The sequence below is a fragment of the Streptococcus sp. SN3 genome (assembly GCF_030439905.1).
The window spans coordinates 20,555-45,261 of the sequence record NZ_JAQFJF010000003.1 but is presented as its reverse complement, the minus strand read 5'-3'; the positions used below and the strand labels follow the sequence as shown (position 1 = coordinate 45,261).

26 protein-coding genes and 1 tRNA gene are annotated in these 24,707 nt (G+C 42.4%); 24 read left to right on the top strand and 3 right to left on the bottom strand.

Annotation, left to right across the window (positions count from 1 at the left end):
• Positions 1-25: 25 nt before the first annotated feature.
• The 6 genes from PCY71_RS07120 (at position 26) to PCY71_RS07095 (ending at position 4,396) form a co-directional block, all read left to right on the top strand.
• On the top strand, positions 26-943 hold the full coding sequence (locus tag PCY71_RS07120) for a zinc ABC transporter substrate-binding protein (RefSeq protein WP_002905305.1): 918 nt from the start codon (positions 26-28) through the stop codon (positions 941-943).
• A 220-nt stretch (positions 944-1,163) separates the two neighbouring features.
• Complete coding sequence (locus PCY71_RS07115) at positions 1,164-2,156, top strand: ATP-binding cassette domain-containing protein (protein ID WP_002905304.1); 993 nt, start codon at positions 1,164-1,166, stop codon at positions 2,154-2,156.
• Between the two features lies 1 nt (position 2,157).
• Entirely contained in the window at positions 2,158-2,976 is an 819-nt protein-coding gene (locus PCY71_RS07110) for an ABC-2 family transporter protein (RefSeq protein WP_002905303.1), read from the top strand.
• A 1-nt stretch (position 2,977) separates the two neighbouring features.
• Complete coding sequence (locus PCY71_RS07105) at positions 2,978-3,763, top strand: ABC transporter permease (RefSeq protein ID WP_002905302.1); 786 nt, start codon at positions 2,978-2,980, stop codon at positions 3,761-3,763.
• Between the two features lie 50 nt (positions 3,764-3,813).
• Positions 3,814-4,272, top strand: coding sequence for a GNAT family N-acetyltransferase (locus PCY71_RS07100; RefSeq protein ID WP_002902392.1), 459 nt, complete (start codon positions 3,814-3,816; stop codon positions 4,270-4,272).
• Between the two features lie 51 nt (positions 4,273-4,323).
• Positions 4,324-4,396: transfer RNA gene (locus PCY71_RS07095), tRNA-Thr, on the top strand.
• A gap of 52 nt (positions 4,397-4,448) precedes the next feature.
• On the opposite strand, the gene PCY71_RS07090 is transcribed toward PCY71_RS07095, so the two are convergent.
• On the bottom strand, positions 4,449-4,712 hold the full coding sequence (locus PCY71_RS07090) for a SemiSWEET family transporter (RefSeq protein WP_002902394.1): 264 nt from the start codon (positions 4,710-4,712) through the stop codon (positions 4,449-4,451).
• A 272-nt stretch (positions 4,713-4,984) separates the two neighbouring features.
• On the opposite strand from PCY71_RS07090, the gene PCY71_RS07085 reads away from it, so the two are divergent.
• The 16 genes from PCY71_RS07085 (at position 4,985) to PCY71_RS07010 (ending at position 19,227) form a co-directional block, all read left to right on the top strand.
• Entirely contained in the window at positions 4,985-5,431 is a 447-nt protein-coding gene (locus PCY71_RS07085; RefSeq protein ID WP_023917202.1) for a LytTR family DNA-binding domain-containing protein, read from the top strand.
• A gap of 5 nt (positions 5,432-5,436) precedes the next feature.
• Positions 5,437-6,099, top strand: coding sequence for a hypothetical protein (locus PCY71_RS07080; RefSeq protein WP_002905297.1), 663 nt, complete (start codon positions 5,437-5,439; stop codon positions 6,097-6,099).
• Between the two features lie 126 nt (positions 6,100-6,225).
• Entirely contained in the window at positions 6,226-6,414 is a 189-nt protein-coding gene (rpmB, locus tag PCY71_RS07075; protein WP_001140948.1) for a 50S ribosomal protein L28, read from the top strand.
• A 141-nt stretch (positions 6,415-6,555) separates the two neighbouring features.
• Positions 6,556-6,921 carry an Asp23/Gls24 family envelope stress response protein gene (locus PCY71_RS07070; RefSeq protein WP_002893676.1) on the top strand — a complete coding sequence of 122 codons (366 nt, stop codon included), beginning with the start codon at positions 6,556-6,558 and terminating at the stop codon, positions 6,919-6,921.
• A 2-nt stretch (positions 6,922-6,923) separates the two neighbouring features.
• On the top strand, positions 6,924-8,588 hold the full coding sequence (locus tag PCY71_RS07065; protein WP_048774096.1) for a DAK2 domain-containing protein: 1,665 nt from the start codon (positions 6,924-6,926) through the stop codon (positions 8,586-8,588).
• A gap of 109 nt (positions 8,589-8,697) precedes the next feature.
• Positions 8,698-9,306 (top strand): SP0191 family lipoprotein, encoded by a 609-nt coding sequence (locus PCY71_RS07060; RefSeq protein WP_048774099.1) that lies wholly within the window; start codon positions 8,698-8,700, stop codon positions 9,304-9,306.
• 417 nt (positions 9,307-9,723) lie between these two features.
• A complete protein-coding gene (locus tag PCY71_RS07055) occupies positions 9,724-10,599 on the top strand; it encodes an ABC transporter ATP-binding protein (protein WP_301412491.1) in 876 nt (291 codons plus the stop codon).
• Between the two features lie 10 nt (positions 10,600-10,609).
• The gene (locus PCY71_RS07050) at positions 10,610-11,344 is read left to right on the top strand and encodes an ABC transporter permease (RefSeq protein WP_004192169.1); all 735 of its coding nucleotides are present in this window, start codon (positions 10,610-10,612) and stop codon (positions 11,342-11,344) included.
• A gap of 4 nt (positions 11,345-11,348) precedes the next feature.
• Complete coding sequence (locus PCY71_RS07045; RefSeq protein WP_101771965.1) at positions 11,349-12,449, top strand: sensor histidine kinase; 1,101 nt, start codon at positions 11,349-11,351, stop codon at positions 12,447-12,449.
• A complete protein-coding gene (locus PCY71_RS07040) occupies positions 12,446-13,045 on the top strand; it encodes a response regulator transcription factor (protein ID WP_125380130.1) in 600 nt (199 codons plus the stop codon). The genes PCY71_RS07045 and PCY71_RS07040 overlap by 4 nt, the downstream gene beginning before the upstream one ends.
• 262 nt (positions 13,046-13,307) lie before the next feature.
• The gene (locus tag PCY71_RS07035) at positions 13,308-15,008 is read left to right on the top strand and encodes an acetolactate synthase large subunit (protein WP_125380131.1); all 1,701 of its coding nucleotides are present in this window, start codon (positions 13,308-13,310) and stop codon (positions 15,006-15,008) included.
• On the top strand, positions 15,001-15,477 hold the full coding sequence (gene ilvN, locus PCY71_RS07030) for an acetolactate synthase small subunit (RefSeq protein ID WP_002898887.1): 477 nt from the start codon (positions 15,001-15,003) through the stop codon (positions 15,475-15,477). The genes PCY71_RS07035 and ilvN overlap by 8 nt, the downstream gene beginning before the upstream one ends.
• 64 nt (positions 15,478-15,541) lie before the next feature.
• Positions 15,542-16,564 (top strand): ketol-acid reductoisomerase, encoded by a 1,023-nt coding sequence (gene ilvC / locus PCY71_RS07025; protein WP_002902418.1) that lies wholly within the window; start codon positions 15,542-15,544, stop codon positions 16,562-16,564.
• A 99-nt stretch (positions 16,565-16,663) separates the two neighbouring features.
• Positions 16,664-17,914, top strand: coding sequence for a threonine ammonia-lyase IlvA (ilvA, locus tag PCY71_RS07020; protein WP_002902420.1), 1,251 nt, complete (start codon positions 16,664-16,666; stop codon positions 17,912-17,914).
• Between the two features lie 95 nt (positions 17,915-18,009).
• The gene (locus tag PCY71_RS07015; RefSeq protein WP_023917194.1) at positions 18,010-18,903 is read left to right on the top strand and encodes an SPFH domain-containing protein; all 894 of its coding nucleotides are present in this window, start codon (positions 18,010-18,012) and stop codon (positions 18,901-18,903) included.
• A 108-nt stretch (positions 18,904-19,011) separates the two neighbouring features.
• Positions 19,012-19,227: a hypothetical protein gene (locus tag PCY71_RS07010; protein ID WP_002893653.1), complete on the top strand. Its 216-nt coding sequence runs from the start codon at positions 19,012-19,014 to the stop codon at positions 19,225-19,227.
• A 95-nt stretch (positions 19,228-19,322) separates the two neighbouring features.
• On the opposite strand, the gene PCY71_RS07005 is transcribed toward PCY71_RS07010, so the two are convergent.
• Together PCY71_RS07005 and PCY71_RS07000 are read right to left on the bottom strand one after the other, a co-directional pair.
• Positions 19,323-20,063 carry an amino acid ABC transporter ATP-binding protein gene (locus PCY71_RS07005; RefSeq protein WP_125380133.1) on the bottom strand — a complete coding sequence of 247 codons (741 nt, stop codon included), beginning with the start codon at positions 20,061-20,063 and terminating at the stop codon, positions 19,323-19,325.
• Positions 20,060-21,625, bottom strand: coding sequence for an ABC transporter substrate-binding protein/permease (locus PCY71_RS07000; RefSeq protein WP_002893643.1), 1,566 nt, complete (start codon positions 21,623-21,625; stop codon positions 20,060-20,062). Before PCY71_RS07000 ends, PCY71_RS07005 begins: the two co-directional genes overlap by 4 nt.
• A gap of 131 nt (positions 21,626-21,756) precedes the next feature.
• Here PCY71_RS07000 and PCY71_RS06995 point away from each other — a divergent pair, with 131 nt between their 5' ends.
• A complete protein-coding gene (locus PCY71_RS06995; protein WP_002893641.1) occupies positions 21,757-23,652 on the top strand; it encodes a DUF2207 domain-containing protein in 1,896 nt (631 codons plus the stop codon).
• A 139-nt stretch (positions 23,653-23,791) separates the two neighbouring features.
• Positions 23,792-24,634, top strand: a complete 843-nt coding sequence (locus PCY71_RS06990; RefSeq protein WP_101771966.1) for an undecaprenyl-diphosphate phosphatase — start codon at positions 23,792-23,794, stop codon at positions 24,632-24,634.
• Positions 24,635-24,707 lie beyond the last annotated feature (73 nt).

Here is a 24,707-nt window from a genome sequence, read left to right as displayed (position 1 = left end):
ATGAACCAACAATTTTGGAGTTAATATGAAGAAAAGAACTGCAGTATTAATAACGCTGAGTATACTAGCTCTGATGCTGGGAGCGTGTACTCAGAAAGAAGAACAACAAGCTAAAGGTTTGAAGATTGTGACCAGTTTTTATCCGGTTTATGCCATGGTTAAAGAAGTATCTGGTGATTTGAATGATGTTCGCATGATTCAATCTAGTACAGGGATCCATTCTTTTGAACCATCAGCTAATGATATAGCGTCTATCTATGATGCGGATGTTTTTGTCTATCATTCACATACCTTAGAGTCATGGGCGGGGAGCCTAGATCCAAATTTGCAAAAATCTAAGGTGAAAGTGCTGGAAGCATCCGAAGGAATGACCTTGGAGCGTGTACCGGGTTTGGAAGACGTGGAAGCTGGCGAAGGAATCGATGAAAAAACTCTCTACGATCCTCATACATGGCTAGATCCTGAAAAAGCTGGTGAAGAAGCGCAGATTATTGCGGATAAGCTATCTGAACTCGATAAAGAACATAAGGAAATATATCAAAAAAATGCTAAGAAATTCATTGCTAAAGCTCAAGAATTGACCAAAAAATACCAACCAATCTTTGAAAAGGCTAAGCAAAAGACTTTCGTCACTCAACATACTGCGTTCTCGTATTTAGCAAAGCGGTTTGGTTTGCAGCAGCTAGGTATTGCAGGGATTTCTCCTGAACAAGAGCCAAATGCAAGGCAGCTTACTGAAATTCAAGAATTTGTGAAAACCTATAAAGTTAAGACGATTTTTACCGAAAGTAATGCATCGTCGAAAGTGGCAGAAACGCTCGTAAAGTCAACAGGTGTCAGGCTAAAAACTCTCAATCCTTTGGAAGCAGATCCTCAAAATGATAAAAACTACCTAGAGAATCTAGAAGAAAACATGAGTATCTTGGCTAAAGAATTGAAATGAGAAGGTAAAGCTTAATCTAGCTGAACAATACAAAACAGAAACCTGCCTGTAAAGGTGGGTTTTTTTGGTGTGTGACAAAATATGATAATTATTTTTAAATTACCTATGTTCGTTTGAAAGTAAAAGTGGTAGTATAGTGAGGAGATAAGATTCTATTTTCCTGAGTTAAGTAGGGAAATGATCTGTAACATGAATTGAATGATGGGATATTGAGAAACGTATGGCAATGATAGAAGTAGAGCATCTTCAGAAAAATTTTGTGAAGGCTGTCAAGGAACCGGGATTGAAGGGGGCTTTGCGCTCCTTTATTCATCCTGAAAAGCAGACCTTTGAAGCGGTCAAGGATTTAACCTTTGAGGTTCCAAAAGGGCAGATTTTAGGCTTTATCGGGGCCAACGGTGCTGGGAAGTCGACAACCATCAAAATGCTGACAGGAATTCTGAAACCGACATCTGGTTTTTGTCGAATCAACGGCAAAATTCCGCAGGATAATCGTCAAGACTATGTCAAGGATATTGGAGTGGTCTTCGGACAACGAACCCAGCTATGGTGGGATTTGGCACTGCAAGAGACCTATACAGTCTTGAAGGAAATTTATGATGTGCCAGACTCGCTTTTCCATAAGCGCATGGACTTTTTGAATGAAGTCTTGGATTTGAAGGAATTTATCAAAGATCCCGTGCGGACTCTTTCACTTGGTCAACGGATGCGGGCGGACATTGCGGCTTCCTTACTTCATAATCCCAAGGTTCTCTTTTTAGATGAACCAACCATTGGGTTGGACGTTTCGGTCAAGGACAATATTCGTCGGGCTATCACCCAGATTAATCAGGAGGAAGAAACAACCATTCTCTTGACCACTCATGACCTGAGCGACATTGAGCAACTCTGTGATCGGATTTTTATGATTGACAAGGGGCAGGAGATTTTTGATGGAACGGTTAACCAGCTCAAGGAAACCTTTGGCAAGATGAAGACTCTCTCCTTTGAACTACTACCAGGTCAAAGTCACCTCGTTTCTCACTATGAAGATTTTTCGGATATGACCATTGATAGACAAGGAAACAGTCTCAATATTGAATTCGATAGTTCCCGCTACCAGTCGGCTGATATTATCAAGCAAACCCTGTCTGATTTTGAAATTCGTGATTTGAAGATGCTAGATACGGATATTGAGGATATTATCCGTCGCTTCTATCGAAAGGAGCTCTAAGATGGTCAAATTGTGGAGACGTTACAAACCCTTTATCAATGCAGGGGTTCAGGAGTTGATTACCTATCGAGTCAACTTTCTTCTCTATCGAATTGGCGATGTCATGGGAGCTTTTGTGGCCTTTTATCTCTGGAAGGCAGTCTTTGATTCCTCGCAAGAGTCCTTGATTCAGGGTTTCAGCATGGCAGATATCACCCTCTACATCATCATGAGTTTTGTGACCAATCTTTTGACCAAGTCGGATTCTTCCTTTATGATTGGGGAGGAGGTTAAGGATGGCTCCATTATCATGCGCTTGCTGAGACCAGTTCATTTTGCGGCCTCCTATCTCTTCACCGAACTTGGTTCCAAGTGGTTGATTTTTATTTCTGTTGGAGTTCCATTTCTATGTGTCATTGTATTGGTAAAAATCCTTTCTGGGCAAGGGATTGTAGAAGTGCTGGGATTAACTGTCCTTTATCTCTTTAGCTTAACGCTGGCCTACCTGATTAACTTTTTCTTTAATATCTGCTTTGGATTTTCAGCCTTTGTATTTAAAAATCTATGGGGTTCTAATCTACTCAAGACTTCTATAGTGGCCTTTATGTCGGGGAGTTTGATTCCCTTGGCTTTCTTTCCTAAAATTGTTTCAAATATTCTTTCCTTTTTGCCTTTTTCATCCTTGATTTACACTCCGGTTATGATTATCGTTGGGAAATACGATGCCAGTCAGATTCATCAAGCGCTTTTGCTACAGTTTTTCTGGCTCTTAGTGATGGTGGGCTTGTCTCAGTTGATTTGGAAAAGAGTCCAGTCATTTATCACCATTCAAGGAGGTTAGTATGAAAAAATATCAGCGCATGCATCTGATTTTTATCAGACAGTACATCAAGCAAATCATGGAATACAAGGTTGATTTTGTGGTTGGTGTTTTAGGTGTCTTCCTGACCCAAGGCTTGAACCTCTTGTTTCTCAATGTCATCTTTCAACACATCCCCTCGCTAGAAGGCTGGACCTTTCAAGAGATTGCCTTTATCTATGGTTTTTCCTTGATTCCCAAGGGACTGGACCATCTCTTTTTTGACAATCTCTGGGCACTGGGGCAACGATTGGTGAGAAAGGGAGAGTTTGACAAGTATCTGACTCGTCCTATCAATCCTCTCTTTCACATCCTAGTCGAGACTTTTCAGATTGATGCCTTGGGTGAGCTCTTGGTCGGTGGAATTTTACTAGCGACAACGTTCTCTAGCATTACTTGGACTATTCCCAAGTTCTTGCTTTTCCTAGTCTGCATTCCTTTTGCGACCCTGATTTATACTTCTTTGAAAATCGCGACAGCCAGTATCGCTTTTTGGACCAAGCAGTCAGGTGCTATGATTTACATTTTCTATATGTTTAATGATTTTGCCAAGTACCCGATTTCCATTTACAATTCGCTCCTTCGTTGGTTGATTAGTTTTATCGTTCCTTTTGCTTTTACAGCCTACTATCCTGCTAGCTATTTCTTGCAGGACAAAAATGGGCTCTTTAACATTGGTGGTTTGATTCTGATTTCCCTTGTTTTCTTTTTCATTTCGCTCAAACTCTGGGATAGGGGATTGGATGCCTACGAAAGTGCGGGTTCGTAAGATGGAAAATATGTTTAGTCCTAAAGCTTAAAACATGAAAGGATTTAAAGATGGTAGCGATTGAAGAAGTGAAGGAAGAAAAACAAAAGATGATAGCAGTCAGTGAAGTTTTAAAGGATCTACCAGAATGGTTTGGAATACCTGAAAGTACACAAGCTTACATTGAAGGAGCTAGGGATTTACAAGTTTGGGTTGCTTATCAGGAGAGTAAATTGGCTGGCTTTGTAAGCTTATCTTATTCTAGTGAAGATTGTGCAGAGATTGACTGCTTAGCTGTTAAGAAATTCTATCATAGAGCGGGAATTGGTAGTCAACTTCTAGAAGTTTTAGAAAAATCTGCTCGTCAAAAAGCATCCTATCTGCAAGTAAAAACGGTAGCACCAGGTTATTATCCTACCTATGACAGAACTAACGCTTTTTATCAGGCTCAGGGCTTTAAAAAGTTAGAAATTTTTCCTGAACTTTGGGATAAAAGCAACCCTTGTTTGATTTGGGTTAAGAAATTGTGAAATTCTAACTTGACAAAAAAACTCAAGATGCTAAAATAAAGGGGAAAAGACGCCGATTTAGCTCAGTTGGTAGAGCAACGCACTCGTAACGCGTAGGTCACAGGTTCGATCCCTGCAATCGGCAGAAAGAAAACCAGCAACTTTTTCATGGGTTGCTGGTTTTGTTTATCTAATTCTTATAAAGAAGTAAGAAAAGTTAGACCGCCTAATATCACTCCTGCCGCATTGGGAATGATAAGGATCCAGTCTTTTTTAGGTTCTTTGGTCCAACCATAGATTACCCAAATTAAACAAGAAACTGCTGCGAATAGTGGTTGGAATGGTTGAGCTTTTTCTCCTTGCAAGTTAGCGATAATTTGTGGAATATATGCAATAAAGACAAGAATCCCAATAAAAGCTCCAATAGATCCGACAAAGCGATTAATTTTTTGTTTAGACATATAGTACCTCCTGAGGTACTATTATATCAGAAGGAAAAAAGTTTTCAAATTTGTTTGATCATAAAATAAGACAGATATTCAATATGTGTAAGTCGTGCTTTTATACTAAACGAATCTATTGGAGAGTCTAGGATGAGAAATCAAATTTGCTTAACATTTTTTGAGAAGGGTAAGCTACCACTTAGTTATCAAAAATAACCACTTACTGAAAATGCCTTGTTTCTTTTTTGAAAATTGTTATAATGAAGTCAGAAGCAAGGAAAGGAGTGGCTATGAAGATTAGGATTGAGCTTGATACAGATATGGCAGAAACTGAAGTCGTTATCCGAACGGCTCAATATGGTGAAGAGGTGGCTCGGATTCAAGCAGCTCTTGAACAAGCCAACCGTCAACCGATAGCTTTCTATAAGGATACAAGTGAATATTTTGTCGATTTGAAGAATATTTTATTTTTTGAAACGGATGCTACCAAAATTTATGCTCATAGCAGGGATGATGCTTATGAAGTCAAATTGAAGCTATACGAATTAGAAGAGAGACTTCCGGCATATTTCTGTCGCATTTCAAAGTCTACTATTGCCAATGCCAAGGCTATTTACGCTTTGGATAAATCATTTTCGGGAACCAGTACTATCCAATTTTATGACACACATAAACAAGTGCACGTTTCCCGACACTACTATCAAATTTTAAAAGAAAAGTTAAACGAAACGAGGTAATTTTCATGAAAAAAACAATTTTTGGAATCGGCTTTTTAGTCTTGGCAGCTTGGGTTCTGCTGCAGGGGAATTTTGGGATTCCTGCCTTCAATTTTAATATTTGGCCCATGCTAGTAGTTGCAATGTTTGCCTATTTCGCCTTGGAAAATTTCTTAGAAAGAGACTTTGGCACTGGGCTGATCATGGCAGTTATTGCGCTGATTATTGCCAATGCCGTTTACCACTTTTTAGCTATTTCAACAGGAACCTTGGTTTTGGGTGGTATTCTGGCTTGCATCGGTCTCAATATGATTTTCAAGCCCCGGCGCATTTTTAAGGGGCGTATCTTCTCAACTGCCTCTTCTTCCTCAAAAGATGATATTGCTTTTGGCAGCGGCACGCGCTATATCAACTCAGATAACTTCACCTATGAAAAGTTAGACTGTGCTTTTGGCAGTGCATCGGTTTATTTTGATAATGCGACTATCGAAGGGGACTCAGCAACTTTTGAAGTGGATCTGTCTTTTGGCAGTGTGATGCTTTATGTGCCCAGCGACTGGCGTGTAGAGCTGGATGTAGATAATGCCTTTGGCTCTGTCTACAATCCCCGCAATGTCAATGAAAAGAGAAAAACTCTCTATGTCAAAGGCAACGTAGCTTTCGGTTCTTTGAAGATTAGCTATGTTTAGGAAAACGGATTAATTTCGAAACTTTGGACAAATGTACTTGTCAAACGTCAAGTTTTTTGGTAATATAGGAAGGTATGTGGTGCTAGCACATCCGTAATATTAGATCTAATAGGAGGAAACACGATAATGGCTAAAGTATGTTACTTTACTGGTCGTAAGACTGTATCAGGAAACAACCGCTCTCACGCGATGAACCAAACAAAACGCGCTGTTAAACCAAATCTTCAAAAAGTTACTGTTTTGATTGACGGTAAACCTAAAAAAGTTTGGGCTTCAGCTCGTGCCCTTAAATCAGGTAAAGTTGAACGCGTTTAATTTTTATTTAAAAGGATGGAAATTTTCCGTCCTTTTTTGCTTGTAAATTTCCGCCTAGACAGTTGATTTAGACCCTTCCTCTTTTACACCCTGTATAAAATATGGTAGAATAAACTATAAAATACTTTTGAGGTACAAATTATGACTGTGAAAATTAATACAAAAGATGGTCAAATTGAGCTGACTGATGATGTGATTGCGACAATCGTCGGCGGTGCAGCGACTGAAATTTTTGGTGTAGTTGGCATGGCCAGCAAAAATGCAATCAAGGATAATTTTCAAGCCCTTTTAGGAAAAGAAAACTATGCTAAGGGCGTGGTTGTGAAAGCGACTGATGAAGGTGATATCGCAGTTGATGTCTACACTGTGTTAAGCTATGGAGTCAAAATCAGCGAAGTTTCCAAAAACATCCAAGAGCGTGTTAAATTCAGTTTGGAAAACAAGCTCGGAATTACTGCCCATGCAGTGAATGTTTATATCCAAAATATTAAAGTCGTAGGAGAATAATCGTGGCAAATATTACTACTAGTTTATTCCAAGAAATGGTGCAGGCAGCATCTACTCGCTTAAATAAACAGGCTGAATATGTAAACTCTTTGAATGTCTTCCCAGTTCCAGACGGAGATACAGGGACCAACATGGGCATGACCATTGAAAATGGTGCTAAGGAAGTGTCAGATAAGTCTGCTTCAACAGTTGGAGAAGCGGCAGGTATCTTTGCCAAAGGTCTTTTGATGGGCGCGCGTGGTAACTCAGGAGTTATCACTTCCCAGCTTTTCCGCGGTTTTTCTCAAAGTGTGAAAGAGCATGAAGAGCTGACTGGTGAAGATCTAGCTCTGGCCTTTCAGTCTGGTGTAGAAGTGGCTTACAAGGCAGTTATGAAGCCGGTTGAGGGAACGATTTTGACTGTTTCCCGCGGTGCGGCTATCGGAGCCAAGAAGAAAGCTGAAGTCACTAATGATGCTGTAGAAGTTATGAAAGCAGCTCTTGAAGGAGCAAAGGCTGCTTTGGCTAAGACACCGGATATGCTGCCGGTTCTGAAAGAAGTCGGTGTTGTGGACTCTGGCGGTCAAGGGTTGGTCTTTATCTACGAAGGCTTCCTGTCTGCTCTTACAGGCGAATATATTGCTTCCGAGGACTTCGTGGCGACACCTGCGACCATGTCTGAGATGATTAATGCTGAGCATCATAAGTCTGTAGCTGGCCATGTTGCGACAGAAGACATCACTTTCGGCTATTGTACTGAAATCATGGTGGCCCTTAAGACAGGACCAACCTATGTAAAAGATTTTGATTATGATGAGTTCCGCAACTACCTAAACGATTTGGGAGATTCCCTGTTGGTAGTCAACGATGATGAAATCGTCAAAGTCCATGTCCATACTGAAGATCCAGGATTGGTTATGCAGGAAGGTCTCAAGTACGGTAGTTTGGTCAAGGTCAAGGTTGACAATATGCGCAACCAACACGAAGCCCAGGTTGAAAAGGAAGAGCGCTCAGCTAAGCCGGCTCAAGAAAAAGAGTTTGCGATTATTGCTGTAGTGGCTGGTGATGGTCTGGCTGAAATCTTTAAGGCTCAGGGAGTTGACTATATCATCTCTGGCGGTCAAACTATGAACCCATCAACAGAAGACTTCATCAAAGCTGTGGAGCAAGTCAATGCTCGTAATATTATTATCTTGCCAAACAATAAAAACATCTTCATGGCAGCCCAATCAGCAGCAGAAGTGATTGAACAGCCTGCAGCTGTTATTGAGACTCGCACGATCCCTCAAGGTTTGACCAGTCTCCTAGCTTTTGATGGCAGCAAGACTATTGAGGAAAACCAAGAGCGTATGACTGCAGCCTTGGCAGAAGTAGTCAGCGGCAGCGTGACGACTGCGGTTCGTGATACGACGATTGATGGCTTGGAAATTCATGAGAATGACAACCTCGGTATGGTGGATGGCAAGATTGTTGTTTCTAATCCAGACATGCTGACAGCTTTGAAAGAAACGTTCAGCAAGATGCTGGATGAAGACAGCGAGATTGTCTCTATCTATATCGGTGAAGACGGCAGCGAAGAGTTGGCTAGCAGTCTTGCTCAAGATTTAATGGAACAATTCGAGGATGTTGAAGTAGAAATTCATCAGGGCAGTCAGCCGGTTTATCCATATATTTTTAGTGTTGAATAGCATAAAAAGGCAATCGAAAGGTTGCCTTTTGTCATTTTATAGAAAATACTTAGACAAGAAACTGGTATTATGTTATACTGTAACAAATAAAAAGTAAAAAAGGTGAACTATGAAAAAATTTTTCATTCTTGTTATTTCTGCTTCGGTACTCTTGACGGGCTGTGTGCTTCCTAGCTTCAGCAAGCATCGTCCTAGACATTCTTCTGAATCAGCAGCTTCTTCTAGGCGGACTAAATCTAGCTCCAGCTCCAGCTCTAGCAAGTCATCCAGTTCTTCTTCCGAAAGTACAGAGATTGTCTCTAAAACCTTGGTTGGAGACATTGAAGAAATTCATCATCGTGATACAATTACCTATCAGGGCAAGAAAATCTTGAATCTTCGGATGGAATTGCTCACTTCCTTGCCAGAAGAAGCTAGTGCGGCATCAGCTACTTTGACTCCAGAGGAAATGACGACTATCATTCGTGAAGGAATGCAGTCTGATTCAAACTATGTAGCAGCTAAGAGTTTGGAAGGTGTTAATATTGATTATTCAGTTACAGCAGAGAAGAAATTGCAGACCTTGATTGAAATTGATTTGCAAAAGGTCAATGTCGAAGAGGTGGAAAAGAACAGTTTCTTCCAAGGTTTTGGACTGAAGGATATTAAGGATATTACACCTGAGATGTTCATTCTGAGTCTGAAGCTCAATGGTCTCAAAGAAGAGGTGCAGAGCTAAAGTTTAAAAAGCGTTTGTCTCTCATCTTACAAATTGAGTAGCTAGTCTATTGAAAAATTTTTTAGATTAGGCTGCTTTAATTCCAGCTTCTATCTAAATTGCAACAGACATACAACTAGTCGGCTCCTCTCAACGAGGGGGACCGGCTTTTTTTGTGTCTTCATTCAGAAGGGAGATAAACAGATTATTCCAATATTTGCTGGCTTTGTGCTCTAAAAGCGGAATAGTGACATTTGTCATGTCAGCTGGTGACAAAATCAACTAGTAGGAAAAATTTCTTTGCCTTATAATATAGTTAACAAAATGATAAAAGGTTGCTGTAGGCATTGAAAAAGCGATAGTGCTTAGTATTCTTCCGGCTTTGGAAAAATAAAGGAAAGATGCACATACGGTTTATCAAATCAAAGGAGGAGCAAAATGGAACTGATTGAAGTAAAGAAGCTTTCAAAAAGCATTCACGGTAAGGAGATTTTAAAGGATATTTCGTTTGAAATCTCTCAAGGTGACTGTGTGGCCTTGATTGGTCCCAACGGAGCAGGGAAAACAACTCTCATGGACTGTTTGTTGGGCGATAAGTTTCTGACAGCAGGTCAGGCAAGGATTCAGGGACTAAAGCCTACTGAAAATCATCTCAAGCAGTCGGTAGCGATTTTACCACAGGAAAATACAGTGGTGGAGGATTTGAAGGTCAAGGAACTCTTGACGTTCTTCCAAGCTATTTATCCAAATAGTCTGTCTGATCAAGAAATTGATGACTTGCTGCAATTTACAGACAAGCAAAAGAATCAGTTGGCCAGCAAGCTGTCTGGTGGACAAAAGCGTCTCTTCTCTTTTGTTCTGAGTCTGATTGGCCGTCCTAAGATTCTGTTCTTGGACGAACCGACTTCTGCTATGGACACCTCTACTCGTCAGCATTTCTGGGAAATTGTTAATCAGCTCAAGCAGCAGGGAGTGACCATCGTTTATTCTTCGCACTATATCGAAGAAGTCGAGCATACGGCAGATCGGATTTTGGTGCTGCACAAGGGCGAGTTGATTCGGGACACGACGCCTTATGCCATGCGCAGTGAGGAGCAGGAAAAACACTTTACCTTGCCGCTGACTTATCAGTCTGTGCTGGAAAAACTGGATAATGTGACTGATTTAGAAATCAAGCAAAAGGCTTTATCTTTTGCTACTAGGGATGCTGGACAGGTCTGGCAGGTTCTTCAGGAAAACGGCTGTACAATCGAAGAGATTGAAGTACGTAACCGTACCCTCTTGGATAGTATTTTTGAAACGACACAAGAATAGGAGAGTAATCATGAAAAATATGGCAAGTCTTATGAAGATTGAGTTGATTTTAATGAAGCGGCAGGCTGCTTATTATCTCTTGTCTATTGGTCTGCCCAGCGTCTTTTACCTGATTTTCTCAGGAATGATGTCTGGAAGTGATACGCCTGAACATGTGCTTCGAGGCTACCTTTTCTCTATGACTCTTTTTAGTATCATGTCTAGTGCCTTCTTTAGCATTCCAAGCACTTTGCAGTCTGATAAAAATAATAACTGGCAAAAAATGATTCAGCACTCGCCGATTTCTATGGTAAAATATTATATATCAAAGCTTTGCAGTACGCTGTTGACTTTTATGCTTTCCATAATCGTAGTCTTCTCGATTGGGCATTTTGTTCGCGGGGTTAATCTGCCAATGGTGGACTGGTTTCTTATTGCCTTGATCCTTCTGGTAGGAAGTGTGGTCTTTATTGCCATGGGTGTATTGGTCAGCCTCTTGCCAAGTGCTCAACTCATGTCTGTAGTGGGCAATATTGTCTATATGGCACTGGCTGTTCTGGGCGGTCTATGGTTCCCTCTGACTATGTTTCCAAAATGGCTCCAGCCAATCGGTAAGTTGACGCCAAGTTATCAACTGATGCAAGTCGTGTCTTCTTATCTAGAACACCATCAGTTCAATGGCAAGGCAGCTTTGATTGTTCTGATTTATACGGTTTTGGTCAGCATTCTTGTGCTGCAGCTCAAAAAGCGAATTGAGGTAAAATAAAAGCATGTGGGAAAAGCTTAAACAAGTCCACTATATGTTTCATATTGCGCTGGTCTTTATCATCTTTCCAGTGGCGGGAGTAATCAGCGGGGAATACCCGCTTTTCCTCTTGCTCTGGACAGCTATTTTTGTTGTGGCTTACTATGCGGTCTTGTTAAGTAACCATCGCCTTATCCAGTTTTTTTCTTGGTGGCTCTTGATTTCTTACATATATTATAGTTCTGTCTTCTTAAATACAGGTTTTACCTGGTATATTTTTTATCTATCTAATCTGCTAATTTACGAACTGGATGATATTTCTTTTAAATCCTGGCGTTTTTTGACCTTTATCGCCTTGCAGCCTGCTATTGTACTAACTAATTATTTGATGGGCAATGTTGGTCCAACAGAATTGCTTTTCTATATTGTAATCTTTCTCTTTTCGGATGGTATGACATTTGGTCTCTATCGGATTCAGACGGCAGAGCAGATCAAGGAAGAAAAGGTCAAGCAAAATGCCCAGCTGAATCTTTTCCTGGCAGAAAATGAGCGGAATCGGATTGGCCGTGACTTACATGATAGTCTAGGGCATACCTTTGCTATGCTCAGTGTTAAGGCGGAGCTGGCTCAGCAGTTTTTGCAGATGGAAGCCTATGACAAGGCAGCAAAAGAACTGCAGGAAGTGCAAGAGATCAGCAAGAAGTCCATGGCTGATGTTCGGCGGATTATTAATGATCTAAAGAATCGGACGCTGGACGAGGAACTAGTGACCATTCGTGCCATGCTGGAGATGAGCGGTGTTCAGGTAGAAATGGATAACCAGCTCAATGTTGCCAGTGTCCCACCGAGTCAGCAGTCAACAATCAGTATGATTTTGCTGGAGGCTGCTACCAATATTATCAAGCATGCCAAGGCTAAAAAGAGTAATTTTTCTTTGGTAAAGAAAAACGAAAAGCTTATTTTAGACATTCAGGATGATGGTTGTGGTTTTCAGAAGCTGACCGGACGGGAGTTGCATAGTATTCGAGAGCGGCTGTCTGCCTTATCAGGAAAGCTTGAGATTCTTAGCAGCCAAGATCCAACATGGATTCGAATTGAATTGCCATACGGAGGGAAGGAAGCATGAAACTTTTGTTAGCAGAAGATCAAAGTATGCTGAGAGATGCCTTAGCTCAGCTCTTGCAGCTGCAGCCAGATGTCGAAGAAGTCTATCAGGCCGCAGATGGGCAGAAGGCTATTGACTGTCTTAGCTCAGAAACTGTTGATGTAGCTATTTTGGACGTGGAAATGCCCCACCAAACCGGCCTAGACGTTCTCGAATGGGTCAAGGCCAATCGACCCAACATCAAGGTCATCATCGTCACAACCTTCAAGCGACCGGGCTACTTTGAGCGAGCTGTTAAGGCGGATGTAGATGCTTATGTGCTCAAAGAGCGCAGCATTGCGGATTTGATGAAGACCATCCATACCGTTCTAGATGGGCAAAAGGAATATTCGCCGGAATTGATGGAGGTGCTAATGACCAGTAGGAACCCTCTCTCTCAGCAGGAGAGGCTAGTCCTGCAAGCTGCGGCGACTGGCCTATCCAATAAAGAAATTGCTGAAAAACTCTTCCTGTCAAATGGAACGGTTCGTAACTATATGTCTGCTATTTTGACCAAGCTAGATGCTGAAAATCGAACAGAAGCCGTCCGAATTGGCCAAGAGCAAGGCTGGTTATAGCTGGTAGAATCAGTTTTTTAGAAAAGATGAGGAGCGGGAGCTTTCCCATAAACGGAACATTTGAGAGCTAATAATTCTAATGAAAGGTCAGTACTATAAATATAGTTCTGGCTTTTTATCTTTTATTAGAAAAAAAACATTCGGATTTAGAGAAAAAATGTAGAAAAACATTCTGCATGGCTTGCAATTTTTTTCAAAAATGTTATCATAGTAGAAAGCTTTTTGAATTTTTAGAAAATTGTAAATAAATGAAAGGGGAAGAATGGAGAAAATCAAATTAGAAACTTCTAAGACAGGTTCAGAGCTTGTTTTGGAAACCTTGAAAAATCTTGGTGTTGATACGATTTTTGGCTATCCCGGTGGCGCTGTACTGCCGCTTTATGATGCTATTTATAGTTTTGAAGGCATCCGTCATATTCTAGGCCGCCATGAGCAAGGCTGTGTTCACGAAGCAGAAGGCTATGCTAAGTCTACTGGGAAAATCGGAGTTGCAGTTGTGACTAGCGGTCCGGGAGCGACTAATGCCATTACCGGTATTGCGGACGCCATGAGTGATAGCGTCCCCCTTTTAGTCTTTACTGGTCAGGTAGCCAAGGCTGGGATCGGTAAAGATGCTTTTCAGGAAGCGGATATTGTTGGGATTACGACTCCTATTACCAAGTACAATTATCAGGTGCGGGAGACGGCAGACATTCCGCGTATTATTACAGAAGCTATTCACATTGCGACGACAGGTCGTCCTGGGCCAGTCGTTATTGATTTGCCTAAGGATGTCTCGGCTCTGGAAACGGACTTTATCTACGACAGCAAGTTGCATCTGCCGAGTTACCAGCCGACTATTGAGCCCAATGAATTGCAGATTAAGAAGATTATCAAGCAAATCTCTAAGGCTAAAAAGCCGGTCCTTCTTTCGGGAGGGGGTATCAGTTATGCCGAGGCAGCAGCGGAATTGGTTGCGTTTGCGGAGCGTTATCAGATTCCAGTGGTCACTAGCTTGTTGGGGCAAGGGACCATTGCGACAGACCATCCTTTGTTCTTAGGTATGGGTGGAATGCACGGTTCTTTTGCGGCCAATATTGCTATGACTGAGGCTGACTTTATGATTAGTATCGGCTGCCGCTTTGATGATCGTCTGACCGGTAATCCGAAAACCTTTGCCAAGAACGCTAAAGTAGCACATATTGATATTGACCCAGCGGAAATTGGAAAAATTATCAGCGTAGATATTCCTATCGTAGGGGATGCTAAGAAAGCCCTGCAGATGTTGCTGAATGAAGAGCAGGTGCATAATAATACCAGCAAGTGGATTGACAAAGTAACGCAAGATAAGGAACGAGTTCGCTCATATGATAAGAAAGAACGTGTTGTACAGCCTCAAGCTGTCATTGAGCGCGTTGGTGAGCTGACCAAGGGTGATGCCATCGTTGTAACAGACGTTGGTCAGCACCAGATGTGGGCTGCCCAATATTATCCTTATAAAAACGAGCGTCAACTGGTAACGTCTGGTGGTCTAGGAACCATGGGCTTCGGTGTTCCAGCAGCGATTGGGGCTAAGATTGCCAACCCGGATAAGGAAGTGGTGCTCTTTGTTGGAGATGGTGGCTATCAGATGACAAACCAAGAGATGGCTATTCTCAATATCTATAAGATTCCGATTAAGGTCATCATGCTTAACAACCATTCGCTAGGCATGGTGCGCCAGTGGCAGGAAGCTTTCTATGATGGTCGTACCTCTGAGTCTGTCTTTGAAACATTGCCAGATTTCCAGCTCATGGCTCAGGCTTATGGTGTTAAATCCTATAAATTTGACGATCCAGAGACTATTGTCCAGGATTTGGAAGTCCTGAAGGAAGATATACCGATGTTTATTGAGGTAGATATTTCTCGCAAGGAGCACGTTCTTCCAATGGTGCCAGCTGGCAAGAGCAATCATGAGATGTTGGGGGTGAAGTTCCATGCGTAGAATGTTGACAGCTAAACTCCAAAACCGTTCGGGGGTTCTGAACCGCTTCACGGGTGTCCTTTCCAGACGTCAGGTTAATATCGAGAGTATCTCAGTCGGAACGACGGAAAATCCAGAAGTATCCCGTATCACCATCATCATTGATGTGGCTTCATTGGCAGAAGTCGAGCAGATTATCAAGCAGCTCAATCGTCAGATTGATGTGATTCGGGTTCGAGATATCACAGACCGTCCTCACTTGGAGCGTGAAGTGATTCTGGTTAAGGTCTCGGCTCCAGCTGATAAGCGAGCAGAGATTCTGTCTATTATCCAGCCATTCCGGGCAACAGTTGTGGATGTAGCACCTAGCTCCATTACCGTTCAGATGACTGGTGATGCGGAGAAGAGCGAGGCTCTACTTCGAGTCATTCGCCCATATGGTATTAAAAATATTGCTCGGACTGGAGCGACAGGCTTTACCCGAGATTAAATCAAACCTTTAATTTGTTAAAACCGCCTAACAGGCAATAAAAATAGAAAAGAGAGTAAAACTTATGGCAGTAACAATGGAATACGAAAAAGATGTAAAAGTAGCAGCGCTTGACGGTAAGAAAATTGCCGTAATCGGCTATGGATCACAAGGTCATGCTCATGCGCAAAACTTGCGCGATACAGGCCACGATGTGATTATCGGTGTTCGTCCTGGTAAGTCATTTGACAAGGCTAAAGAAGACGGCTTTGATACTTATACAGTAGCAGAAGCAGCTAAATTGGCTGATGTTATCATGATTTTGGCTCCAGATGAAATCCAACAAGATCTTTATGAAGCAGAAATCGCTCCAAACTTGGAAGCTGGAAACGCAGTTGGATTTGCTCATGGTTTTAACATCCATTTTGAATTTATCAAAGTTCCTGCCGATGTAGATGTCTTTATGTGTGCACCGAAAGGCCCTGGTCACTTGGTTCGCCGTACTTTCGAAGAAGGTTTTGGTGTACCAGCTCTGTATGCAGTCTACCAAGACGCTACTGGAAATGCCAAAGACATCGCAATGGACTGGTGTAAAGGTGTTGGTGCGGCTCGTGTTGGTTTGCTTGAAACAACTTACAAAGAAGAAACTGAAGAAGATCTTTTTGGTGAACAAGCTGTCCTTTGTGGTGGTTTGACTGCCCTTATCGAAGCAGGTTTTGAAGTCTTGACAGAAGCAGGCTATGCCCCAGAATTGGCTTACTTTGAAGTTCTTCATGAAATGAAACTGATCGTTGACTTGATCTATGAAGGTGGCTTCAAGAAGATGCGTCAATCTATCTCAAATACAGCCGAATATGGTGACTATGTATCTGGTCCGCGCGTGATTACTGAGCAAGTCAAAGAAAACATGAAGGCGGTCTTGGCTGATATCCAAAACGGTAAATTTGCGAACGACTTCGTTGATGACTATAAAGCTGGTCGTCCAAAACTGACTGCTTACCGCGAGCAAGCTGCTAATCTGGAGATTGAGAAGGTCGGTGCAGAATTGCGTAAAGCAATGCCATTCGTTGGTAAAAACGACGACGATGCTTTCAAGATTTACAATTAAGGTAAAGAGCAGATAAGACATTAGGGGTTGGAATGCGAATTCCCAGCCCCTTGTTTTGCTTGATAGAGAATAAACTGGAGAGACAGGGAAGGAAAAAATATGCTCAGAGCAAAAGATATCACTCATGCTCATAAAGTGTTAAAAGATGTGGTTGTCAATACTCCGCTTGACTACGACCACTATTTGTCGGAGAAGTACCATGCCAAGATTTACCTGAAGAAGGAAAATATGCAGCGGGTACGCTCTTTTAAACTCCGCGGGGCTTATTATGCCATTTCTCAACTTAATGAAGAGGAACGTCAGCGTGGGGTTGTCTGTGCTTCTGCGGGAAATCACGCCCAAGGAGTGGCCTATACTTGTAAGGAAATGAAAATTCCAGCAACTATTTTTATGCCCATCACGACTCCTCAGCAGAAGATTGGCCAGGTCCGCTTCTTTGGTGGTGAATTTGTGGAAATTAAATTGGTCGGAGATACCTTTGATGCTTCGGCCAAGGCTGCGCTTGACTATACTAAGGCTGAAAATCGCACCTTTATCGATCCTTTTGATAATGATGATGTCCAAGCTGGTCAAGGGACTGTAGCCTATGAAATCTTAGATGAGGCCAAGAGAGAAGCTATCGATTTTGATGCAGTTTTAGTACCAGTTGGCGGCGGCGGCCTGATATCAGGAGTCTCAACCTATATCAAAGAAAGTCAGCCAGATATCGAAGTTATTGGTGTGGAAGCCAACGGTGCCCGCAGTATGAAAGCAGCTTTTGAAGCTGGAGGTCCGGTCAAGCTTAAAGAAATCGACAAATTTGCGGACGGCATCGCAGTACAGAAGGTTGGTGAGTCAACCTATGAGGTTACACAAAAGAATGTTCAAAATCTTATCGGTGTAGATGAAGGGCTTATTTCAGAGACCATTATTGACCTATACTCCAAGCAAGGGATTGTCGCAGAGCCAGCTGGTGCGGCAAGTGTTGCTGCTTTGGAAGTGCTGAGCGAGTATATCAAGGGGAAGACTATCTGCTGCATTATCTCAGGTGGAAACAATGACATCAACCGTATGCCAGAGATGGAAGAACGGGCACTTATTTATGATGGTATCAAGCATTATTTCGTGGTCAACTTCCCGCAGCGTCCGGGTGCCCTGAGGGAATTTGTAAATGATATTTTAGGGCCTAATGACGATATCACTCGTTTTGAATATATCAAGCGGGCGAGTAAGGGAACGGGACCAGTTTTGATTGGTATTTCTCTGGCAGATAAGCATGATTATGCTTCTTTGATTAACCGTATTGAGCAGTTTGATCCGTCCTTTATCAATCTGAACGGGAATGAAACACTCTACAATATGCTTGTCTAATTGTAAATATATTTTAGCCTAATTTGTATGCTTTTATTTGAAACTGCAAATTAAATATGTTAGAATATACTATAGTGAATCAAGGAGGCTTGAACATGTTGTTTATTCCATTTTTCTTTATCATATTGATTATAATCTTTATATTCTTGCTGCTTAGTGCAGTCTATGTGGTTCGTCAGCAATCTGTGGCAATCATTGAACGTTTTGGACGTTACCACAAAACCAGCAGCAGCGGTATCAATTTCCGTCTTCCTTTAGGGATTGACAAGATAGCGGCTCGCGTCCAACTTCGTTTGCTGCAGAGCGAGATTGTCGTTGAGACCAAGACACAGGATAATGTTTTCGTAACTATGAATGTTGCGACCCAGTATCGTGTAAATGAGAACAACGTGATTGACGCTTATTACAAACTTATGCGACCAGAAGCACAGATTAAGTCCTATATTGAAGATGCCCTTCGTTCCTCCGTTCCAAAACTGACCTTGGATGAGCTCTTTGAAAAGAAGGACGAAATTGCCCTAGAGGTCCAAAAACAGGTAGCTGAAGAAATGTCGACCTATGGCTATATCATTGTCAAAACCTTGATTACCAAGGTTGAGCCTGATGCTGAAGTTAAACAGTCTATGAACGAAATCAATGCGGCGCAGCGTAAGCGTGTGGCTGCTCAGGAATTGGCTGAAGCAGATAAGATTAAGATTGTGACAGCCGCCTCTGCAGAAGCTGAGAAAGACCGTCTTCATGGGGTTGGTATCGCTGAGCAGCGGAAGGCCATTGTGGATGGTTTGGCTGACTCCATCAAAGAATTGAAGGGGGCCAATATTGAGTTGACAGAAGAGCAGATTATGTCTATCCTTTTGACCAACCAGTACCTGGATACGCTGAATAATTTTGCAGATAGTTCGGGTAATAATACTATCTTCCTTCCAGCAAATCCAGAAGGTGTCGAAAGTATTCGGACTCAGATACTTTCAGCCCTCAAAGCTAAGTAAAGAAAATTCAGAATTATTTAATTTGTTCGAATTTGGTTTGTTTAAGTTGACAAACTGTATAAAAACAATTATAGTAGTTGATGTAGCTAGAATAGAGAGGAGTAAGAAATGGCTAAATCTAATTTCGAGAAAGTAGAATCTGTTGTTAGTTGGGTACGTGATAAGAAGATCACCGGTTACCGTATTAGTAAAGAAACAAATGCACGTGAAATGTCTATCATTGCTCTTGCTCAAGGACGTGCAAAAGTGAAAAATATCTCTTTTGAAACAGCTCTTGGCTTGATTGATTTCTACGACAAAAACCATGAAAAATTTGAAGACTAAACTTCAAAATCGTGCAACTGATATTGCTCATTAAATAAAAAAAGGAATCTGGACTTAGTTCCAGATTCCTTTTTGCTTTTGAAAATAGAAGTAATTTAGCTGAGGAATCGTTGCAAGAATTCTTTGGTTCTTTCTTCTTTTGGATTTGTGAAGATATCCTGCGGACTGCCAGATTCAGCAATGACGCCTTTATCCATAAAGATGACACGGCTGGAGACATCACGGGCAAATTCCATCTCGTGGGTTACGATTATCATAGTCAGCCCTTCCTGAGCCAGTTCTTTCATGATTTTCAGAACTTCACCAACCATTTCAGGGTCGAGGGCTGAAGTCGGCTCGTCAAAGAGGATAGCATCAGGATTCATGGAGAGGGCACGGGCAATAGCGACTCGCTGCTTCTGACCGCCTGAGAGTTGCTTAGGCTTGGCCTGCCAGTATTGCTCGCCCATTCCAACCTTCTTGAGGTTTTCTTTGGCAATTTTTTCGGCTTCTGACCGTTCTTTTTTCAGAACTGTTGTCTGAGCGACGATGGTATTTTCCAGAACATTAAGATTTTCAAAGAGATTGAAAGACTGAAAGACCATGCCCAGCTTTTCACGGTAATGGGTCAGATTATAGTTCTCTGCCAAGACATTCTTACCTCGGTAGAAAATCTGACCACCGGTTGGTGTCTCCAAAAGATTAATAGAGCGCAGGAAGGTTGACTTTCCGCTGCCAGAGCTGCCGATGATGGAAATCACTTCTCCTTTATGAACAGTGAGGGAGATGTCCTTGAGGACTTCGTTTTCACCGTAGGACTTTTTGAGGTTTTTAATTTCTAAAATGGTTTCTGTCATGATTTTACTTCTCCTGTTTGCATTTGATTGGCACCTGTCGTGTAGTTGTCTGTGTCAAAGCGTTTTTCAACATAGCGCAGGATGCGTGTCACGCTGAATGTCAGGACAAAGTAGATTACAGCGATGATAGTAAAGGTTTGGAAGTACTGGTAAGTCTGGGTAGCGATAGTATTTCCAGAGAAATAAAGCTCAACTACCGAGATAACGTTCAACACGGATGTATCCTTGATGTTGATGACAAATTCGTTACCAGTTGCGGGCAGAATATTGCGGACAACCTGAGGCAGTACAATCTTGCGCATGGTCTGGCCATGGGTCATACCCAGTGCTGTTGCGGCCTCGAATTGCCCCTTATCAACGGCAAAGATACCACCGCGGACAATCTCGCTCATATAAGCTCCAGTATTGATGGAGACGATGAAAATGGCAGCGATAGTCCGGTCGATAGAAATTCCAAAAGCCTGGGCTGTTCCGTAATAGATAACCATAGACTGAACAATCATTGGAGTTCCGCGGAAAATCTCAATATAGACATTTAAGAACCAGCCGAAGATTTTTTGCAGTGATGCCAGGAGTTTATTCTTAGAAGCTGGTGCCGTCCGATAAACGCCAATCAGCAGTCCGATGATGAGACCTGCGATGGTCCCTGTAATCGAAATGAGTAGAGTCAAACCAGCTCCGCGTAGGAATTGAGGCCAGTTTTCAGCCAGGATCTTAGCCACTTGACTGAAGAATGATTCATTCGTTGTTTCACTATCCGTATCAACAGGCTGTTTCTGAATCATCTCATCCATCAGCTTGACTTGATCATTAGTAGTAATCTTAGCGATTGCTGCATTAGCTTGCTCGATACGACTGTCATCCTTGCGCATACCAATGGCAATAGAAGCATCCTCTTCACCAACTTCAAAGCCTTTCTCAAATTGAATCATTTTGAAGTTTGAGTTGGCAGTCTCGGCAGTCAAGGCTTCTGGCCGCTCAGAGATATAGCCATCAATAACGCCGGATTCCAAGGCTTGACGCATCTGAGCAAAATCGCCCATAGCTGTTTCTTTTTTGGCACCAGGCAGTTGGTCAATGAGATTGTAGAGGTAAACTCCTTGCTGGGAAGTGATTTTAGCGTCTTTGAAGTCTTCTAGAGTCTTAGCAGATGCATATTTTCCATCTTTACGAACTAGGAGAACTGGTTCGCTGGTGTAGTAACTGTTGGAAAAGGCGATTTCCTTTTTCCGCTCGGCAGTTGGGCTCATACCCGCAATAATCATGTCAATTTTGCCAGAAGTCAGAGCAGGAATTAAGCCATTCCAGGAAGTTTTGACAACCAGAGGTTCCTTGCCCATCTCTTGAGCAATTTTTTTGGCAATCTGCACATCGTATCCGTTGGCATATTGGTTGGTGCCTTCGATTTTTACAGCACCGTTGGAATCGTCATCTTGAGTCCAGTTGAAGGGGGCGTAGGCTGCCTCCATACCGATTCTCAGGTAGTCATCGGCTTGGATAACTTGGGCTGTTCCTAAAGCGACCAGGAGGGCAGTAAATAAAGTGAGTAATAATTTCTTCATGGGTTTCTCCTGCTTATCTAATAATAGTTCTTCCTATTCTATCGAAAATTACCGTTCTTTTCAATCCAAGTAAGCCCTTACTTGATAAAAATGATATAATAGAACAAAATATCTGTAAAGAGAGGTTGAGTATGAAACGATATTTTTATCTCCTGTTAGTATTATTTTCCTGCCTTTGTTTTGGTCGGGTTGTCTCGGCTGTTGACTATGATATTGAATCCTATCAAGGCGATCTGGCCTTGCGTGAGGACAATACAGCTACCTACACAGAGAAAGTGACCTACAAGTTTAATGACGACTATAATGGTCAGATTGTTTCGCTGGGCTCTGCTGGAAAGATGCCTAATGGCTTTGCCATTGATGGGAATCCGACGGTCTCGGTTCTGACGAATGGTGAACCAGATATGGACATTAACCCCCAAGTCAAAGACTTGGGAGATGGCTATGAAGTCAAAATCTATAACTCCGGAAACGACGGTGACAGAGTTGTTGTCACTGTAACTTGGCAGCTGAGAAATCTCCTTTTTCTTCACAGGGATATTGCTGAGCTCAACTGGACTCCTATCAGCGACTGGGACCAGGGGATAGGAGAGGTCGTCTTGACAGTTTCTGGCTTGAGCAATCCAGATAAGAGCGAGCTCTTTGCTCATAGTGGCTACTTTGGTACTCAGCCTTTCGTGGATAAGAATGGCACCGATTATCTGGTCAAAATCAATGGAATTGGCTCGGGCGATAATGTCGAGCTCCACGGCTATTGGGATCGACAAGCGGTCTCTCTTGTGTCCCAGAATGAAGACGAGAGCGACTACTTGCCGACCTTTAAAGCTCAAGAAGAAAAGATTGCCCGCAAGACGGTCTTTTACCGGCAGCTAGGAGAAATTTATATACCCTTGCTGCTCCTATGTGCCATCCTTGCAGCGGCTATCCTTTATTTTGTCTTTGCTCAGAAGATCAAGCCTAAGCAGTCTTATCCTAAGAATGCCCGTCTATACGAAGCTCCTCAGGACTTGGCTCCCCTTGTCTTGGCGGAAAATATTTACGCAGTAGACATGGAGGATGTCGATCCGACTAGGGGCGGCAAGGCAGTGCTGAACTTTGAAAACATGGTCCAGGCGACTCTGTTAGACCTGCTGGATAGGGGCAATCTCCTCCTGCAGGGAGATGCTGAAAATCCTGTTCTGCAAATAGCGACCTATGATGGGTTAGCGGACTTTGAGAGACGTTTTCTGGGCATGGCTTTTAACAAGCAATCCCAAGCAAAAGTCAAAGATCTATTTTCAGCCTATCAAATTTCAGAAGATATTTATAAGCACAAGTCTTCTGCAGATGAGTCCTATATCCGTAACATCGGTAGTAATATCAAGTCCTTATTTACTAACAGTTTGCGCTCCCTATCTAAAGAAGTGCGCTCGGAAGGCAAGCGTTTGGGTCTCTTTGGTCACTACCGGCCTCTTAAAGTTCAGGAAAAGAGATTGCTGATTACTGCCATTATTCTAGCTAGTGCTGTTTTGTTGTTCTCTCTTGGAGTTTTGTTTGTCTATATGGCCGCTTTTGAAAGTCTTATCTGGATATATATTCCCTTAGCATTGGTGGGACTTGTTATGATTTGCATTTTTGCTAGTAAGGCACAGCTTTATTGGCAAGACGGTGTCCTGAATGATGAAGGCGCGCATGATTACTATCTGTGGAGAAGTTTTTCCAATATGCTGCGAGATATTGCCCATCTGGACAAGACAGAAATCGAAGGCATTATCCTTTGGAACCGTCTCTTGGTCTATGCGACCCTCTTTGGCTATGCAGATCGCGTCAGCCGTGTCATGGCTCTACGTCAGATTCACTTGGAAAATCCATCTATGGACAGCTATGTTCAGGCTAACTTGCACTATGCCTTCTATAGTAGTATGCACAGCTTCTCAAACTACGGCCATGTAGCCACCACAGCCAGCAATTTCTCTGTCTCATCTGGCGGAAGTTCAGGTGGTGGATTCTCCGGCGGCGGAGGCGGTGGAGGCGGTGGAGCTTTCTGATAGACAAGCCCCCGCCTATCCGGAAAAGTCTTAGTACTGGCTTTTCCTGGCCTTGAAATTGTGATATAATAAGGCTTAATACTCTTTGGGAATTTAAATGTGACTTTCCTTGAGTAAACCCTTGTTTCAGGAGTATTCTATGTTTATCATTGAAATTTTTATCTCTATTATTTACGGTATCATCGAAGGAATCACAGAATGGCTGCCGATTTCCAGTACAGGGCACCTGATTTTAATTCAAGACTTTATCCAGTTTAAGAATCAAAGTCCAGCCTTTATGGAAATGTTTAATGTTGTTATCCAGCTGGGAGCCATTTTGGCGGTTGTCGTCATCTATTTTGACAAGCTCAACCCTTTTAAATCAGGCAAGTCAGCACGTCAGGTTCAAAAGACCTGGCAGCTTTGGGCCAAGGTCGTCGTGGCAGCCTTGCCGGCTGCTGTTATCGGCTTATTCTTGGATGATTGGTTTGAAGCGCATTTTTATAATCTGGTCTCTGTGTCAGTGATGCTGATTGTCTATGGGGCGGCTTTTATCTATCTGGAAAGGCGTGAGCATGAGGAGCCTGCTGTGACAGATTTAGCTTCTCTTCCTTACAAGACTGCCTTGCAAATTGGTCTCTTTCAGATTCTAGCTCTCTTTCCTGGGACTAGCCGTTCTGGTGCCACCATTGTCGGCGGTCTCCTAAATGGTGTCAGCCGTTCTGTCGTGACAGAGTTCACTTTCTATCTAGGGATTCCCATTATGTTTGGCGCTAGCGGCTGGAAAATTCTCAAGTTCATCAAGAATGGGAATGGTCTGGGATTTGGGCAAATCTTCTTGCTTTTGGTTGCCATGGGGGTGGCCTTCGGTGTCAGTCTAATCGTGATTCGTTTTCTGACAGACTACGTCAAAAAGCATGACTTTACAATTTTTGGGAAATATCGGATTGGCCTAGGCGGCGTGCTTCTGGTTTATGCAGCCATCAAAGCCTTGATGGGTTAAAAAGGTAATTTTAATGTTTCCCTGACTCTCTCATGTAGTGAAATAATAAGCTCTCGGAATTTTCTGAGAGTTT